Source organism: Streptosporangium sp. NPDC049644, from assembly GCF_040675205.1.
In the GTDB taxonomy this organism is placed as follows: domain Bacteria; phylum Actinomycetota; class Actinomycetes; order Streptosporangiales; family Streptosporangiaceae; genus Streptosporangium; species Streptosporangium fukuiense.
The window spans coordinates 97,286-113,494 of the sequence record NZ_JBFAOJ010000015.1; the positions used below are offsets into that span (position 1 = coordinate 97,286).

The following is a 16,209-nucleotide window of genomic DNA, read 5'->3' on the forward strand; positions in this document are numbered from 1 at the left end:
GATGCCGACCGACCCTCATGTCCCGTCCAGAAGGTGATCACAATGGTAGGTGAGGTCAGCCACGGCTCACTGCGCGTTCTCTTCACCGATCTGCCGGTCGGCCTGCGCTGCGAGGGAGACATCGACCTCTGTACGCGGCACATCCTGGTCCGGGCCCTCGCCGTGGCGGCGGAGCGCACCTGCGGCGATCTGCATGCCGATCTCCAGGGCGTCGACTTCGTCGACGTGGGCGGCCTGCGGGTGCTGGCAGAGGTCGCGTCCGGAATGGCGGGCGACCGCAGACTGGTCGTCAGGGGTCTCCGGCCGCACGCGTGGCGGATCGCCGAGATCTGCGGCTGGTCGGAGGTGCTCGACGACAGGTCCAGAGAAGGTATCCGCCAGTGGGATAACAACTGATCACCCCTCGGCTGTAGCGTAAAAGTGCTCTAGAGAAATTCGGAGGATCTCAAGCCGAGCTCCTTCGGATCGGCCCGGTCGGCTCCAGGCTTGAGGCACCGGCCGCCTTCCCTCCTCCCGACCGTCCACAGAGGTGTAACCCGTGAGCGCTGCCGTCCGCGTGACCGATGTGTCCGACCCCTCGGTAAAGGAGATGGTCCTGCTGAGCCTGGCCGGCGAGCTCGACTACACCAATGCCGAGCGGTTCCGTCACGACCTTCGCCAGGCCATCGGCCAGGACCGGGGTGACCTCGTCATGGACCTGGCCGATCTGACCTTCTGCGACTCCACAGGAATCCAGGAATTCCTGAACGCCCGCAAGCTCGTCCAGGATCGCGGAGGCAGCATCGTCCTGGCCGGCCCGCACCCCCGCCTGAAACGAATCCTCCACCTGACCGGACTCGCCCAGGCCTTCGGCATCCAGCCCACCGTCGCCGACGCCGTCAAGGCACTGCGAGCCCCGGATATTCACGGCGGATGACCGTCGTAAGTTGGCAACGATCGGGCAGGTGTCTAGCATCGTGTAACTCATCCGCAACGCCCTGATTCTGGAGCAAGTCGGCTCGTCCCCCGGTGACTGCCAGACAAGGCGACGTCAAGGGGGTGTCGTGATCGGCGACCACGGCCAGCACTGGCCGATCGACGAGGATCTCAGCGCGTTGCGGGAACGTCTCCACCACTACGCCACCCAGGCCGGCATGCGGGGCGAACGTCTGAACGACCTCCTCCTCGCCACCAACGAGGCGGTCATCAACGTTCTGGAGCACGGCGGCGGCAAGGGCACGGTGGACGTCTGGCGAGACGAGACCCACCTGACCATCGACGTCACCGACACCGTGGGGGTTCTGGCCACCGAGCACATCCCGGCGAGACGCCCCACGGGCACCGTTCGAGGTTTCGGCCTGTGGCTGATGACCCAGCTGTGCGACGAGTTCACCATCGAGCGGATCGCCGTAGGCTCCCGGGTCCGCCTGCGGATGAACCTGCGCTCACCGGCGGCACGGAGCAGGGCGCTCAACTAGGGGGATCCCGGCCAGGAAGAGGTCCGGGCCGCGTTCTGAGCCTCGATCGTCAACCGGCCGATCGGGCATCACCGCTCGCGAAGGGGGCGCACCGGAACCGCCCTCACGACCGTCAGCCGACCGGAACGCGCCATGGCCGAGCCGGGGGATCGCTCGTACGCAATCCTTGACCACCCGCTGACAGAAGGGCGATGCTCCGCCGCAATGTCCGCGATACGCTCGTTTAGCCAGGTCAGCGCATTACCTCGCGGTTTTCCCTGACCGTTCTCCCCGAAACCGTGGTGGCCGTCGGCGGCACGTGAGGACGTGCCACGGCATCGCTCCAAGGCCGGGTTCACGGTAGACCCGGCCTGCGGACTCCCCTCGTGCCTCGTTCGACCGTGTTCGGGCTCGGAAGGGATGGTCCTGATGAGGGTTGTCGTCGACCTGGCGCGCTGCCAGGGGTATGCGCAGTGCGCCTTCCTGGCCCCGGACACGTTCCGGATGCAGGGCGAGGAGGCCCTCGCGTTCCACTCCAGCCCCGACGACGCGCAGCGGGACCAGGTACTGCGTGCGGCCGCGGCCTGTCCGGTCCAGGCGATCCTGGTCGAGACATCTGAGCCGTCATGAGCAGCGAGAGAAGCCTGAAGGCGTTCAGGCGTGACGGCCGCATCGTGATCGTCGGCGCCTCCCTCGCGGGGCTGAGAGCCGCGGAGGCGCTGCGCGACGAGGGCTTCACCGGATCGCTGACCCTCATCGGGGACGAGGCGTGCGAGCCCTACGACCGGCCTCCGCTCTCCAAGCAGGTCCTGACCGGCTGGGTACCCGCGGACGGCACCGCACTACCCCGGCGCCGCGAGGTCGGCGCGGAGTGGCTGCTCGGTGTGGCCGCCTCGGGACTGGATCTCGCCGGCAAGCGGGTGCGGCTCGCGGACGGGCGGGAGATCCCCTACGACAGGTTGCTGATCACCACCGGTGTACGTGCCAGGTCCTGGCCCGACGAGGCCGAGGCCGCACTGGACGGCGTGTTCGTGGTCCGCACCCGCGACGACTCCGGCCGCCTGCGGGAGCGGCTGGACGCCGGGCCCGGCCGGGTACTCGTCATCGGGGCCGGATTCGCCGGCTCCGAGATCGCCTCCGTCTGCCGCGAGCGCGGCATACCGGTGACCGTCGCCGAGGTCGCCGAGGCCCCGCTGGTGGGGGCACTCGGCAGCATGATCGGCTCGATCGCCGCGGGCCTCCAGCGTGCTCACGGCGTCGACCTGCGCTGCGGTGTCAGGGTCACCCGGCTGGAGGGCGACGGGCGGGTGCGCCGCGCTCACTTCTCCGATGGAGAGACGATCGACGCCGACGTGGTGGTGGTCGCGCTCGGCGGTGTGCGCAACACCGAGTGGCTGCGGGACTCGGGGCTGGCCGCCGGTCGCTGGGGGGTGGCCTGCGACTCGGGGTGCCGGGCGTTCGACATCAACGGCCTGGTCACCGATGACGTCTTCGTCGCCGGGGACGTGGCACGCTGCCCGCACCCGGTCTACGAGTACCGGTTCCTGTCGCTGGAGCACTGGGCCAACGCGGTGGAGCAGGCCCAGGTCGCGGCGCACAACATGGTCAGCCCTCCGACCGACCGCTGGCCGCACCTGTCCATGCCGACGTTCTGGTCCATGCAGTTCGGCGTCAACATCAAGTCCGTCGGCGTTCCGGTCATGGCGGACGAGGTCGTCGTCACCCAGGGGTCGGTGGAGGAGCACCGGTTCGTCGCGGCCTACGGGTACCGCGGCAGAGTCACCGCGGCCGTCAGCTTCGACAACGCCAAATGGCTCGACCACTACCAGCAGCTGATCGAGGCGGCGGCCCCCTTCCCACCCTCCTGCCCCACCCCCGACCGGCCCGCGGACATGAAGCCGGTCCCCGCCCGCTTCCCGGATCCCGTCGTCATCACCCACGGAGCCACCGTCATGGTCACCGGCCACGAGCCGAGCGAGCGGCGCGTGGCGTTCGTAAGACCGGGCCGTTGAAACCCTAGGAGAAGCGGTCATGAAAGTCGCTCAGGCGCCCAGCACTCTCCAGCGGATCCTCGACTACTCCAGCCGGGCCGACCCGTACCCGCTCTACGCGGAGCTGCGCAGGAGGCCGGTGGCCCGGCAGGAGGACGGCGACTACGTCGTCAGCACCTACCGGGAGATCAGCGCGTTGCTGCACGACCCGCACCTCAGCTCCGACGCGCACAGCCTCGAAAACCCGGGGCCGGCCCTCGCCGAGCGCGGAGACCCACCGGCGTTCATCGGCCTCGACCCGCCGCGGCACGACCGGCTGCGCCGCATGGCGATGCGGCACTTCGGCCCCCCGCACTCGCCCACGCTGGTGGACGACATGCGGCCCGACCTGACCGCCGTCGTCACCGACCTGATCGAGAACCTGGTGGGCAGGGACCAGATCGACATCGTGGACGACTTCGCCTACCCCTTCCCGGTCACCGTGATCTGCCACCTGCTCGGCGTGCCGCGCGAGGACGAGCCGCGATTCCACCGATGGGTCGAGGCGATCGTCGCGCTGCTCGACTTCGACCCCGCGACGGACCCTCAGGAACGCCTGCGGGAGGGCACGCAGGCCCGCAAGGACCTCAGGCACTATCTCGCCGAACTCCTGCGGAGCCGCCGCGGCCGGCCGCCGGGCGACGACCTGCTGTCCCGGCTGGCGAGCGACGAAGGCCCCGACGGGCGCATGACGGACGAGGAGATCGTCAGCACCGCCAACCTGCTGCTCATCGCGGGTCACGAGACGACGGTCAACCTGATCACCAACGGCGTGCTGACCCTGCTGCGCCACCCAGAAGTGCTGGAGCGCCTGCGTCGCGAGCCCGAGATGATCATCCGGACGGTCGAGGAACTGCTGCGCTACGAACCTCCGGTGCACATCATCCCCTGGCGGGCCGCCTACAGCGACCTCACCATCGCGGGCGTCACCATCCCGAAGGGCTCGCGGATCACGCTCATGCTCGCCTCCGGCAACCGAGACCCCGCGTACTTCCGCGACCCCGACCGGTTCGATCCCGACCGGCGGGACAACCGGCATCTCGGTTTCGGCAGTGGCATCCATCTGTGCTTCGGCGCCCCCCTGGCCCGGCTGGAGACGCAGATCGCGCTGAACGGGCTGGTACGCCACCTGGAGAATCCCCGGCTCGTCGCCGACCCGCCCCCGTACCGGCAGAGCGCGGTCCTGCGCGGCCCGCGCCACCTGCTGGTCAGGCAGGGATGACAGGTGGTCACCGGCTCCACATCCCGATCCTCACCGGCACCCCGGATGAGGCGTGCAGTACGGGGGCGCCATCCGGGGCGGCGAGCCCGCCCGCCCGGAGGAGGTCCTCCTCCAGGCGGATCAGCCGGGCGTGGCGCAGCGGCCAGTCGGGGTGCTCGATCTCGGCGTGGGCCGTCCGGCCCGCGACCGTGGTGAACAGCCGGTAGCGGGCGGTCAGGAAGTGCGCCAGCTCGTCGCGCTCCGGCTCCGCGAGCGGCGGGCCGACCTCCACGTCCGCGTCGCATCGCGCGCCCACCGGCCCGGGGCACCGGCGGCGGCAGCGGTAGCCGCGACGCTCACCGTCCGCGCGGACGGACATGCCGGACCAGAAGTAGGGCAGCCGATAGGCGACCCGCGCGCCGAGAACGGCGAGCAGGCGCCCGGCGTCCAGCGACAGGAACCAGACGCCGTCGCGCCCCCGGTCATCTCGCACGTACGTGCGCACGTTGGTCTCGGGGAATCGCGACAGCCACGGCAGGGCCGGCGAGTGCGGTGCCCGTACGTCCTCCATCAGGAAGGTGGTGAGGCCGACCCAGGCGGCGCCGTCGAAGGTGTCCACCGCGAGCCCGGCCGGCAGCAGCAGCTGGATCTCGGCCGGCGGGTACCGCCAGTGCATGAAGGTCATCTCGGACCAGCGGTGGTACATGACCGGCCGGGCCACGCGTAGGGACGGTGGAGCCTGCATGGTCTGCTCCCTGTCGGGTGAGGACGTCACTCCCGGGACGGTGAGGTTCCTGAGCCAGGTCTCGTCGCCCGTCATGTGCCGACCTTCCCGGTCGGGACCCGCCCATGCGCCGCCGACCGAGGCCGACTCACGGCGGGTGGGTTCCCGCTCCCCGGCATCCGCTCGCCTATCTTGGCCATGGCGCCGCACACCTGCCCCACGCCATACCCGCAGGCGGGGAACACTCGTCTCGACTCTCGACAGGGAACAGCTCATGATCTTCATCGCCGTCAAGTTCACGATCCGTCCCGAGCGGGCCGAGGAGTGGCTCTCGCTCGTCGACGACTTCACCCAGGCCACCCGCAGCGAGCCGGGGAACGTCTTCTTCGAATGGTCCAGGAGCGTCGAGGTGCCCGGCCAGTTCGTCCTGCTGGAGGCGTTCGCCTCGCCCGCGGCGGGCGAGGCGCATGTGAACTCGGAGCACTTCAGGACCGCCATGGCCTGGATGCCCGAGCTGATCACGGAGACGCCGGAGATCATCAACGTCGAGGTACCCGGCGAGGGCTGGTCGCGGATGGCGGAACTGTCACCGGCCCGGAGCTGACCTGAGATGGTCACCGATCGTCGACGGCCGCCAGTCGCCGAGACAGGCGCGGACGGTCCGCCCGGCCGCCTGTTCGGGGGTCAGTTGGGGCCTGTTCTCGGGAACGGGCCTCGCGGCCCCCGGGCCGACATTGCGGTACTCGCCGAATCTGGCGTCCTGCCAGGGATAACCGGCGCTCATGTTCACGTACGGAGCGGCGACGTCGATCCCGGGGCCGATCCAGGTCTCGCGCACGGTCAGCATCGGGACGGCGGTCGGGTCGCTGCTCGGGCGCCAGGGACGTGCGAGGCCGTAGGCGCCGTCGGGGGACTCGCCGGTGATGCGGCAACCGGTCGCCAGGTAACCGTGCGGGTTCGCGGCGGCGGTGCTCGGGGCGAACACGAAACCGTAGGGCCGAAACGGCACGTCGCGGACCAGGGTCCGTAGTTCACACCGGTCGAAGACCGCGGTGGCCCGGCCGAAGACGAAGTCGACGTCACCTTCGACATGGCAGCGCCGGTAGTACTGCCTGGCGAAGGCGGCCAGGCTGAGGGTGTCGGCGTACAGCGTGTCCTGATGACCGAGGAAACGGCACGCCTCAAAGAAGGAACGATCGCCCATCACCTTCACCGCGACGGCCTGCGTCGCGGTGATCTCCGGGTGGTCGGCGCGCAGCCAGTCATTGGCGAAGGTCAGGTGGGCCGCGGTGAAGCCGTCGGCCTGGATCGTGGTGGTGGCGCTGCCGCTCGTGCCGTACGTGCCGCCGGAGGGCCTGGCCGTTCCCGCGGCATTGTCGAAGACGATGACGACGTCGCGGGCCCGGCGGGTGGCGCCGACGAAGGTCAGGCCGGTCTTGGCCTGGGCCACCAGGACCGTCTCGCGGTAGGTGCCGGCCGCGATCACCAGGGTCCAGCCCTGCCCGGGAGCGTCCGGCGTCGCGTCGACCGCCGCCTGGACCGTGGTGTGGTCACCCCGACCCTGGGAGTCGACGTACAGTGTGCGCTCGTTCAGCCTGCGGAGCGGTGAGCCGTACGGCCCGAACGGGCGCGCGGGGATGCTCCCGGCCGCGGCCCGGGTGGCCGGGACGAGCGCGAGGCCGAGGGCCGCGGCCCCGGCCAGCATCTGACGTCGGCCGAACGACGGACTCTGGGGCGACATGGTCACACTCCCGTGGTCACACACATGGACAGCTTCCGCATACAAGACCATCTGCAAGTTAGAGAGACTTGACAAATGTGTCAATGATGGGAGTTCGGAGCCGTCCGCACTCTGCGCTCCGCCCTATCTCCACCGGATAGGGATCTATTTCCCGTAAGATCCCGCTTTCGTGACGACCTCAAAGATCGGGGGATCTGGGATGTTGACCCGCAGGGACACGTTCAGGCTGCTCGCGGGCGCCGCGGCGGCCGGGGCCGCCACCGCACAGGCTCGTCCGGGATTCGCCGCCGCCACGTCAGGCCGGGTGACCGCCCCCGTCTGGACGGTCACCGGGAAGAGCGCCTCGGGGCTGGCATCCTTCGACAGCACCCTGAAAAGTTTCATGCAGGCACGTGCCATCCCGCACGCGTCCCTGGCCGTGGTGCGCAAGGGCAGGCTGATGCTGGCCCGTGGCTACAACTGGACCGCAGACACCACGTTCCAGGCGGGCCCCACCTCCCTGTTCCGCGTCGCCAGCCTCAGCAAGCCGGTCACCGCGACCGCGGTGACGAAGCTCGTCCAGGACGGAAAGCTGAGCCTGTCCGCCCGGGTGGCGCCGCTGCTCGGCCTGAGCACCGCCGCCGACGCCCGGCTCGGCGACGTCACCGTGCTCCACCTGCTGCAGCACCTGGGCGGCTGGAACAGCGCGGTCTCCTCGGACCCGATGTTCCAGGACCGCGCCGTCGCGAAGCTGCTCGGGGTGTCCCTGCCCGTGAGCCAGGCCAACGTCATCGAGTGGACCGGCAGGCGTCCGCTCGACCACGCCCCTGGAACGAAGTACGCCTACTCGAACTACGGCTACCTGCTGCTCGAGAAGGTCATCGAGAAGATCAGCGGCCTGTCGTACGCCGACTACGTACAGCAGAAGGTCCTCGGCGCCGTCAAGATCAAGCGGATGGTGCTCGGCAGATCCGCGAAGAACCAGCGGCGGTCGACGGAGGCTCCGTACTTCTCCGGGAAGACCGGAACGACGGTGCTCGACACCTCCGGCACCGTGGTGCCCGCTCCTTACGGGAGCTTCAACATCGAGAACATGGCCGCGCACGGCGGCTGGCTCTCCTCCGCCGTCGACCTGGCGAAGTTCAGCACGATCTTCGACGGGGCGGGGCCGCTCACCGCGGCGTCCATCACCAGGACGTTCGCCAAGCCGTCCATCGGCATCAACGCGGACGGCTGGTACTACGGTCTGGGCTGGAATGTGCGCCCGGTCACCGGTGGCATGAACACCTGGCACACCGGGTCGCTGCCCGGCACCTCGACCCTGATGGTCCGCAGGTACGACGGGCTGAGCTGGGTGGTGCTGTTCGACCAGCGTGACGACCCCTCGGGCCTCGGCTACGGCGACATCGACTCCCTGATGCACAAGGCAGCGAACGCGGTCACCACCTGGCCGACCACCAACCTGTTCTCCACCTACGGCCTCTGAGCCCGGTGCCGCCTCCCTGGACGAGCCCGTATCCCAGGGAGGCGACCCGAACCGGCTCCACGGCAACCGCGTGCCGTTCTGCGGATCTTTCCGTCTGTCGCGGTCGCCGGCCCGTCCGGTCGATACGCCTAGTCCGGCAGGCGCCTGCTCCGTCCGCGCCGCCGGGAGAATCGCCACCCGGTGAAGGTGAGGCCGGCGCCCGTCACGGCCACCCCCGCGTAGATCCAGATCGGGATCGGCCCGCCGCCGGAGGCGTCCGGTGCGGGAGTGGCGACGGCCGTCGGGGACGGGAGCGCCGGGGGCGGGGTCGCGGTACCCAGGGCGGTGACGAGTTCCGCGGCGAGCGACTCCCCGCTCGGCAGGCCGTCCCCGGCACGCAACGCGGCATCACCCGGGCTGACCAGCAGGTTACCGGCGCAGAGCGAGGTGTTCAGGGCCACCCCCGGATCGGCCGTGAGCAGACCTGACCGGCCGGTGGCGGCGAACACCAGGTACCGCGACCCGGTGACGAAGTTGTATCCGCACGCGGCGCTGTCTGCGTTGGTGGCCACCTCGAACTCGGCGCTCGCCTTCCCCTTGTAGATCTGGTCGGCCCGGAAGGTGTAGACGACCGGCGGTGGAGTACCGAGCGGGTCTCCGCCGACCCGGCGGGCGGCCACCACCGTCCCGGTGAAGACGGCCGCCGCCCCCTTCACCTGCTCGGCCGGTTCGAGGGGAGCGCAGGAGCAGGCACATGCCGTACCGGGAGCGATCACGAGGGCCCCGGCCAGAAGGAGCAGAACGACTAACAGCCGATGTCTCATGCCCTCATGACGTACCCTCCCACCCGATGGTTCGACACCGGCGCCATCGGCCCTCCGCCTCGGCCGGGTTCCGGCCCGCCACAGGATGGTCCCGAAGGTCGAAGCTCGGAAGCCGGGGATGACGGTCGTTCGCTTCCGGAGCCTGGACGATCTCCAGGGGCCCCTGCCGCACTGCTGTCACCCACGGCTCCTGGTACCGGCTATGGCTGTGTCAGCGCCTCGGCGGGCGACAGGCGGGAGGCGCGGATCGCCGGGTACAGGCCGGCCAGCACGCCGATGACCAGCGTGGCGCCCACCCCGCCGAGCACCGCCCACACCGGTATCACCACGGACCACGACACCGAGGTGACATACCCCGCCGTGACCGCCACGCCCAGCAGCGCGCCAGCGATCCCGCCCAGCGCCGACAGCAGCAGCGACTCGGCGAGGAACTGGGTGCGGATCTGCCCCTTGGTCGCCCCCAGGGAGCGGCGCAGGCCGATCTCGCCGCGCCGTTCCAGCACCGAGATGACCATGGTGTTGGCCACCCCGACCCCGCCGACCAGCAGTGCCACCCCGCCCACGCCGAGCAGCAGCCCGGTGAAGGCCGCGTCGGCGGCCTGCTTGGCGGCCAGCGCGTCGGAGGGACGCGACACGTCGACCTCGTTGGGGGCCTCCGGGTTGGCGGTGGCGCCGAGCACCTGAGCCACCGCCTCCACCTGCGCGTCCCGCGAGCGGGTGTAGACGACGGTCGGGCGACCGTCGAAGCCCAGCCTGGACTCGGCCACCGGCCAGCCGACCAGCGCCGCGGTGTCCAGTTCGGGCGCCAGCGGCGTCGGGGCCAGGATGCCGACCACGGTGAACCACACCCCGCCGACCATTACCTGGGTGTCTGGCCCCGCGTGGCCGATCCCGAGGCGTTGCGCGGTGATCGCGCCCAGCACCGTCGCCGGATAGGAGGCGGTGGCGGCGTTGAGCCAGGTACCGCTACGGACCTCGACCCCGACGGTGGCGGGCAGCCCGGTCCGCACGGCGTAGGTCGCGATCCCGTTCGTCTCCGCCTTGGGGATCTTTCCGGTGCGGTAGACGTCGGCGTCGGCCACCCGCCCGATGGCCGAGACCGACTCCACCGGAGCGATCCTGCCCACCATCGCCTCGGCTTCGACCGGCAGCCTGGCCTGCTCACCGGTCATCGTTATGCCGGGCGAGACGGTCAGCAGGTTGGTGCCCAGCTCGGACAGGGTGCGGTCCAGATCGGCACGCGAGGAGGAGGAGATGCCGACCACGGCGACCATCGCGGAGATGCCGATGGCGATCCCCAGCGCGGACAGGAACGCCCGCATCGGCCGGGTGCGCAGGCCCACCACGCCCACCCTGAGCACATCGCGCGGCCACATCCTGGCCGGTCGTAGCGCCGGTCGCAGCGCCGGTCGCGGCATCTCTGTAGTCATCGCCCCACCTCCGGGACCGTGGCCTCGGGCCGCGCGTTGTCGAAGGTCACGCGACCGTCGCGCATCCGCACCCGGCGGGGCAGTGACTCGGCGATCTCCCGGTCGTGCGTGATGATCACTACGGTGGTGCCTCCCGCGTGCAGGTCACGCATCAGCTCCATCACCCCGGCCCCCGAGGCGGAGTCGAGGTTGCCGGTCGGCTCGTCGGCCAGCAGAAGCGGGGGATCGCCCGCCACCGCCCGCGCCACCGCGACACGCTGGCGCTCACCACCGGACAGCTCATGCGGTTCATGGTCCATCCGATGGCCCAGCCCGACCCGCTCCAGCGCCGCCGCCGCCCTGCGCCGCCGCTCGCCCGGCCGCAGACCGGAGTAGAGCAGCCCGTCGGCCACGTTGTCCAGCGCCGTGACGCGCGCGGCGAGGTGGAACTGCTGGAAGACGAAGCCGATCCGGGTGGCCCGCAGCGCCGACAGCCTGGCGTCACCGAGCCCGCCCACCTCGTAGCCGTCGATGCGCACGCTGCCGGTGGTGGGCCGGTCCAGGGTGCCGAGCACGTTGAGCATGGTGGACTTGCCCGAGCCCGAGGGGCCCGCGAGGGCGACGAGTTCGCCGGCGCCGATGTCCAGTGAGACGCCGGCCAGTGCGGTGACGCCGCCGGGATAGATCTTCGTCACGTCGCTCAGCGAGATCACTTCGGCACCCCCACCGCGGTTCCCTCGGTGATCCCGTCACCGGAGATCTCCACCCGGCCGGCCGCGAACAGGCCCGTCGTGACCGGGACGTAGGAGGACGTCGAGCCGCTGACGACCTCGACGCCGAAGCCACCCTCCCGCAGCGCCAGCAGCGCGGCGACCGGGACGGTCAGCACGTCCTTGCGCCTGCCCGCGGTGAAGGTGACGTCGACCGAGGCCATGACGTAGGCGGCGGCCGCCTTCTGCGCCTTCCCGCCGCGCAGCTCGACGACCACCTCCACGCCGGTCGTGGGGCTCTGGCCCTGACCGCCCGGCTTGATCACGGTGGACACCTCCTCGACGCGACCGCCGATGGTGGTGCCGTCGGGGAGCGTGACGGTCACCTTGCCGCCCTTTCTGGCCAGTCGCCGCTCGGAGGCCCCGAGCTCGACGGTGACGGCCTTGGCCGTGCCGGAGTAGGTCAGCACCTTGCGTCCCGGGCCCGTCGGATCGCCCTCTCCCGCCTGGAGGCTGTCGACGCGAACCGCGCCGGAAGCGAACATCACCCGGCCGAGTTCGACCTCGCCGCTCTCCTCCAGGCCCCGGTCCTCCTGCCACTGCCTGACGGCCTCGGCGGTGGAGTAGGTGTACTCGTCGTCCACCGTGAAGCCGGTGTAGCCCAGCGCCTTCAGGTTCCTCTCCAGCTGCTTGACGTCGGGACCCTCGTCTCCGATCCGCATCGTCCGGTAGGCGGGCAGCGTGCCGTACATCAGCACGACCGGTTTGTCGTCCACCCGATACAGGGCTCCGCCGCGGGTGACGCGGTCGCCGGTGCCCGGCAGGCGGGTGAGGGTACCGGGCAGCCGGTTGACGGCGGTACCGGTGGTGCCGTAGCCGAGCGCGCCGTCGGCGGTGTGCGTGTCGGTGAGCGTCTGCCTGGTCACCTGGACGGTCTTGGGCGGCAGCCGGGTGGCGGGGGAGCCGGCCGCGGTGCCGTCGCCCATGCCGAGCACGCCGACGGTGGCCACGCCGCCCACGGCCAGGGCGAGGATCGCCACGGCGATCTTTCCGCCGCGGCGCGCACGGTGTCGTGGGCGGCTCTCCTCAGCGGTCACCGCGGGCCACCGGCCGCCATGATGTCCTGGCACTTCTGCTGGGCAGCGGGGAAGTCAGGGTCCTCACCGATCTCGGGGGTGATCATGATGCCGCGCTGGCCCGGTTTGGGATCGGGGAAGCCCTCCAGGCCGTTCTCGCGCATGCAGGCCGCGTAGGCGCGGCCTCGCTCCTCCGCCTCGGGGTCGGCGGCCCCGGACCTGTCGCCCTGCGGACTGAACTCCTGACATGTCTGCATGGCCTTGTCCACCGTGGACCTGTCGACGCCGCCGTCCTTGTCGAACTTGAGCTGGATGCGGCCGCCTTCCGGATCTTCCATGGGCACACCGTTCTCGCGCATGCACTGGGCGAACCTCACGCCCTTCTCCTCCTGGCTCAGGGTCGGGGCGGCGCTGCCGCCCGCCTGTTTGGCCCCGCCGCCGGCCGAGGCCACCGTGCCGGTTTCGGGAGCGGCGCCGCATCCGGTCAGGATCAGGACCATCAGCAGTGCCACCGGCGCATGGTGCGTCCGCAGTCGCATGGTGTCGTCTCCTCAAGAGCGCGGCCGGAGCGTTTCCGGCCCTTCGGGAGGTGATGCAAGCGGGTGCGGTGTTTCCCCGGCGTTTCCAGGAACGCTCACTAACGTGGAGGAAACACCGGGGCGGCCACCATGGGGACATGCGAGTTCTGGTGGTGGAGGACGAGCCGTTGCTCGCCGAGGCGATCGCGGAGTGGCTGCGCGAGGAGACCCACGCGGTCGACGTCGCCCTCGACGGAGCGGCGGCGCTGGAGCGGGCGGGCGTCAACGACTACGACGTGGTCGTGCTGGACAGGGACCTGCCCGCCGTGCACGGCGACGAGGTCTGCCGGGAGCTGGTCGAGGCGGGGGCCGGCGCGCGGGTGCTGATGCTGACCGCGGCCGCCGAGGTCACCGACCGGGTCGAGGGCCTGTCTCTGGGCGCCGACGACTACCTCAGCAAGCCGTTCGCCTTCCCCGAACTGGCCGCCCGCGTGCTGGCGCTCGGACGCCGGTGCCGCCCCGCCACGCCGCCGGTGCTGCGCCGCGCGGGCATCGCCCTGGACCCCGCACGTCACGAGGTGTTCCGCGACAGCCGCTACGTGCCGCTGTCCAGGAAGGAGTTCGCCGTACTGGCCGAGCTGCTGCGTGCCGACGGCGCGGTGGTTCCCGCCGAGTACCTGCTGGAGAAGGCGTGGGACGAGTACGCCGACCCGTTCACCGGCGCCGTCAGGCTCACCGTCCTCAAGCTGCGCCGCAAGCTCGCCGACCCCCCGGTCATCGAGACCGTCACCGGAGTGGGGTATCGCATCCCATGAGGTTCCGGACACCGCTGCCGCGCCGCGTCACACTGCGGGCCCGGCTGACCCTGATCTACGGCGGACTGTTCCTGGTGGCCGGGATCGTACTGCTCGGCACCGTCTACATGCTCTTCAACCAACAGCTCACCTCCAAGACGAAGGTCATCACCATCGGACGCCCGACGTCCGCCACCGACGTCATGTACGGCCCGTCGTCGGCCGCCCTGCTCGACGCGGAGCAGGCGGAGCAGTGGATGAAGCAGCAGCAGAGCACCCTGCACGAGGCCGCCACCACCTCGATGCTCCTCCTGGGCGGCATCGTGCTGGTGGTCGTCGGCGGCGCCGCGGCGGGTTTCGGCTGGTTGGTCACCGGCCGGGTCCTGGCGCCCCTGCACCAGGTGACCGAGACCGCCAGGCGGATCGCCGCGGCCCCCGCCGCCGACCGGGGACTGCACGAGCGGATCGCGCTGCGCGGGCCCGACGACGAGGTCAAGGATCTGGCCGACACCTTCGACATCATGATCGAGCGGCTGGACCGCTCCTTCGACGGACAGCGGCGCTTCGTCGCCAACGCCTCCCACGAGCTGCGCACCCCACTCACCCTGGGCCGGGCACTGGTCGAGCTGGCCATGCACCGCAAGTCGGCCTCCGAGGACGTCAAACAGCTCGGCGAGAACCTGCTGGAGATCAACACCAGGCACGAGCGGCTCATCGTCGGGTTGCTGCTGCTGGCCGGGTCGGAGAACGAGGTCACCGAGCGGCTTCCCGTCGATCTGGCCGACGTGCTCAGCCATGTCGTGGCGCAGTGCGCGCCCGAGGCGGAGCAGGCCGGGATCGAGATCACCGAGCACGCGGGGGAGGCGCTCACACTGGGCGACGCCCTGTTGCTTGAGCGGATGGTGCACAACCTGGTGGAGAACGGAGTACGGCACAACGCCAAGGAGAGCGGTTGGGTGCGGGCGACCAGCCGTGTCAGGGCCGACGGCAGGGCCGAGGTCGAGGTGAGCAACAGCGGGCCGACGGTGCCGCCGTACGAACTTCCCGCGCTGTTCGAGCCGTTCCGGCGGCTGGGCGCCGAGCGCATGGTCACCGCCAAGGGGGCGGGGCTGGGCCTGTCCATCGTGCGCTCGGTGGCCCGCGCGCACGGGGGTGAGGTCGCCGCCCGCCCGCGAACCGGCGGCGGCCTGGTGGTGACGGTCACCCTGCCGGGCGGTGGCGGGCCCGGCTGATTCTCCGTGTGCCACGGCCGGATCGTCACCGGGCGAGCGTGGTCTCCCCGCGTGCCGGGATCCGGGCCGGCGTGCGACTCACCGGCCACCCCTCGGCGCGCGCGAGTTCCGCGTATCGGGCGGCGTCGCGCACCGCGGCGCCACCCGGATCATTGTTGAAGTACACATGGACGTCGCGGCGCTCATCCCATTCCCGGCGCAGGCGGCGCAGCCAGGAACGGAGTGAGCCGTCGCCGTAGGAGGGCCAGGGGTGCGCTCGGCCCTCGTGAAAGCGCAGATAGGCCCAGTCGGTGGTCCGCCACAGGGGGGTCTGCGGGCGACCGAGCCGGTCGGCCCAGCACAGGGCCGCACCGTGGGCCGACAGCACCTCGCGGACGGGATCGCTCCACCACGACACGTGCCGGAACTCGACGGCGACCCGCAGATGGGCGGGAAAGCAGCGAAGGCATCCGGCGAGCCTGCCGAGGTCGGCCGGCAACGTCGGTGGAAGCTGCAGGAGGATCGGCCCGAGCTTGGCTCCCAGGCCCTCGGCCGCCGCCAGCAGGCGCTCGACGGGCTCCTCGGGATCCTTCAGCCGTTTGACATGGGTGAGGAAGCGGCTTGCCTTGATCGCCATGACGAACGCGTCCGGGGTGCGATCCCGCCACTTCTCGAATGTCTCGCGCGCCGGCAACCGGTAGAAGGTGTTGTTGTTCTCGGTCGTCTCGAAGCACTCGGCATACCGCTCCAGCCACAGCCGCTGGGGCAGGCCGGGCGGGTAGAGCCCCCCGCGCCAGTCGGCATACTGCCAGCCAGACGTCCCCACCAGCATCATGACAGCTCAGCCCCGTCGGTTCCGGCCCTCCACGAGCAGAATCTGCCCGCCACCGCGGCCCCCACACGGGCCGCCGCCCGCCTTCCCCACCGGTGATCCCTCACCGTTCCCTCCGAAGGCTCATTCGACCCGCGCCGCACGTGGCACGGGCCGACCTCCGGACACGGGCCGCCGCCCGCCTTCCCCACCGGTGATCCCTCACCGTTCCCTCCGAAGGCTCATTCGACCCGCGCCGCACGTGGCACGGGCCGACCTC

Annotated in this window: 18 protein-coding genes; 10 read left to right on the forward strand and 8 right to left on the reverse strand. The window is 70.7% G+C overall.

Annotated features, from left to right (window positions below; genetic code table 11):
* Positions 1 to 42: 42 nt before the first annotated feature.
* The 6 genes from AB0J58_RS11800 (at position 43) to AB0J58_RS11825 (ending at position 4,688) form a co-directional block, all read left to right on the forward strand.
* Positions 43 to 396 (forward strand): STAS domain-containing protein, encoded by a 354-nt coding sequence (locus AB0J58_RS11800; RefSeq protein ID WP_364213819.1) that lies wholly within the window; start codon positions 43 to 45, stop codon positions 394 to 396.
* Positions 397 to 538: 142 nt separating this feature from the next.
* Entirely contained in the window at positions 539 to 916 is a 378-nt protein-coding gene (locus AB0J58_RS11805; RefSeq protein ID WP_364213692.1) for an STAS domain-containing protein, read from the forward strand.
* A 127-nt stretch (positions 917 to 1,043) separates the two neighbouring features.
* A complete protein-coding gene (locus tag AB0J58_RS11810) occupies positions 1,044 to 1,457 on the forward strand; it encodes an ATP-binding protein (protein ID WP_364213695.1) in 414 nt (137 codons plus the stop codon).
* Between the two features lie 408 nt (positions 1,458 to 1,865).
* Positions 1,866 to 2,066, forward strand: a complete 201-nt coding sequence (locus tag AB0J58_RS11815; RefSeq protein ID WP_364213698.1) for a ferredoxin — start codon at positions 1,866 to 1,868, stop codon at positions 2,064 to 2,066.
* Positions 2,063 to 3,448 (forward strand): FAD/NAD(P)-binding oxidoreductase, encoded by a 1,386-nt coding sequence (locus tag AB0J58_RS11820; RefSeq protein WP_364213701.1) that lies wholly within the window; start codon positions 2,063 to 2,065, stop codon positions 3,446 to 3,448. The genes AB0J58_RS11815 and AB0J58_RS11820 overlap by 4 nt, the downstream gene beginning before the upstream one ends.
* A gap of 19 nt (positions 3,449 to 3,467) precedes the next feature.
* Positions 3,468 to 4,688: a cytochrome P450 gene (locus AB0J58_RS11825; RefSeq protein WP_364213704.1), complete on the forward strand. Its 1,221-nt coding sequence runs from the start codon at positions 3,468 to 3,470 to the stop codon at positions 4,686 to 4,688.
* Between the two features lie 7 nt (positions 4,689 to 4,695).
* On the opposite strand, the gene AB0J58_RS11830 is transcribed toward AB0J58_RS11825, so the two are convergent.
* Positions 4,696 to 5,487, reverse strand: a complete 792-nt coding sequence (locus AB0J58_RS11830) for a DUF2071 domain-containing protein (RefSeq protein WP_364213707.1) — start codon at positions 5,485 to 5,487, stop codon at positions 4,696 to 4,698.
* Positions 5,488 to 5,665: 178 nt separating this feature from the next.
* On the opposite strand from AB0J58_RS11830, the gene AB0J58_RS11835 reads away from it, so the two are divergent.
* A complete protein-coding gene (locus tag AB0J58_RS11835; RefSeq protein ID WP_364213710.1) occupies positions 5,666 to 5,995 on the forward strand; it encodes a putative quinol monooxygenase in 330 nt (109 codons plus the stop codon).
* Here the strand turns inward: AB0J58_RS11835 and AB0J58_RS11840 are convergent.
* The gene (locus AB0J58_RS11840) at positions 5,978 to 7,132 is read right to left on the reverse strand and encodes a pectinesterase family protein (RefSeq protein ID WP_364213713.1); all 1,155 of its coding nucleotides are present in this window, start codon (positions 7,130 to 7,132) and stop codon (positions 5,978 to 5,980) included. The two genes, AB0J58_RS11835 and AB0J58_RS11840, sit on opposite strands and share 18 nt — an antisense overlap.
* Positions 7,133 to 7,331: 199 nt before the next feature.
* On the opposite strand from AB0J58_RS11840, the gene AB0J58_RS11845 reads away from it, so the two are divergent.
* Positions 7,332 to 8,597, forward strand: coding sequence for a serine hydrolase domain-containing protein (locus AB0J58_RS11845; RefSeq protein WP_364213716.1), 1,266 nt, complete (start codon positions 7,332 to 7,334; stop codon positions 8,595 to 8,597).
* A 128-nt stretch (positions 8,598 to 8,725) separates the two neighbouring features.
* Here AB0J58_RS11845 and AB0J58_RS11850 read toward each other — a convergent pair whose 3' ends face one another.
* The 5 genes from AB0J58_RS11850 to AB0J58_RS11870 form a co-directional block, all read right to left on the reverse strand.
* A complete protein-coding gene (locus AB0J58_RS11850) occupies positions 8,726 to 9,400 on the reverse strand; it encodes a hypothetical protein (protein WP_364213719.1) in 675 nt (224 codons plus the stop codon).
* Positions 9,401 to 9,600: 200 nt separating this feature from the next.
* A complete protein-coding gene (locus AB0J58_RS11855; protein ID WP_364213722.1) occupies positions 9,601 to 10,830 on the reverse strand; it encodes an ABC transporter permease in 1,230 nt (409 codons plus the stop codon).
* The gene (locus AB0J58_RS11860; RefSeq protein WP_364213725.1) at positions 10,827 to 11,522 is read right to left on the reverse strand and encodes an ABC transporter ATP-binding protein; all 696 of its coding nucleotides are present in this window, start codon (positions 11,520 to 11,522) and stop codon (positions 10,827 to 10,829) included. Before AB0J58_RS11860 ends, AB0J58_RS11855 begins: the two co-directional genes overlap by 4 nt.
* Positions 11,519 to 12,616, reverse strand: coding sequence for a peptidoglycan-binding domain-containing protein (locus AB0J58_RS11865; RefSeq protein WP_364213728.1), 1,098 nt, complete (start codon positions 12,614 to 12,616; stop codon positions 11,519 to 11,521). Before AB0J58_RS11865 ends, AB0J58_RS11860 begins: the two co-directional genes overlap by 4 nt.
* On the reverse strand, positions 12,613 to 13,134 hold the full coding sequence (locus AB0J58_RS11870) for a hypothetical protein (protein ID WP_364213731.1): 522 nt from the start codon (positions 13,132 to 13,134) through the stop codon (positions 12,613 to 12,615). Before AB0J58_RS11870 ends, AB0J58_RS11865 begins: the two co-directional genes overlap by 4 nt.
* Before the next feature lie 137 nt (positions 13,135 to 13,271).
* Here AB0J58_RS11870 and AB0J58_RS11875 point away from each other — a divergent pair, with 137 nt between their 5' ends.
* Both AB0J58_RS11875 and AB0J58_RS11880 read left to right on the forward strand, forming a co-directional pair.
* Positions 13,272 to 13,928 carry a response regulator transcription factor gene (locus tag AB0J58_RS11875; protein WP_364213734.1) on the forward strand — a complete coding sequence of 219 codons (657 nt, stop codon included), beginning with the start codon at positions 13,272 to 13,274 and terminating at the stop codon, positions 13,926 to 13,928.
* Positions 13,925 to 15,139, forward strand: coding sequence for a HAMP domain-containing sensor histidine kinase (locus tag AB0J58_RS11880; RefSeq protein ID WP_364213737.1), 1,215 nt, complete (start codon positions 13,925 to 13,927; stop codon positions 15,137 to 15,139). Before AB0J58_RS11875 ends, AB0J58_RS11880 begins: the two co-directional genes overlap by 4 nt.
* 25 nt (positions 15,140 to 15,164) lie before the next feature.
* On the opposite strand, the gene AB0J58_RS11885 is transcribed toward AB0J58_RS11880, so the two are convergent.
* A complete protein-coding gene (locus tag AB0J58_RS11885; protein ID WP_364213822.1) occupies positions 15,165 to 15,950 on the reverse strand; it encodes a DUF72 domain-containing protein in 786 nt (261 codons plus the stop codon).
* Positions 15,951 to 16,209: the final 259 nt, after the last annotated feature.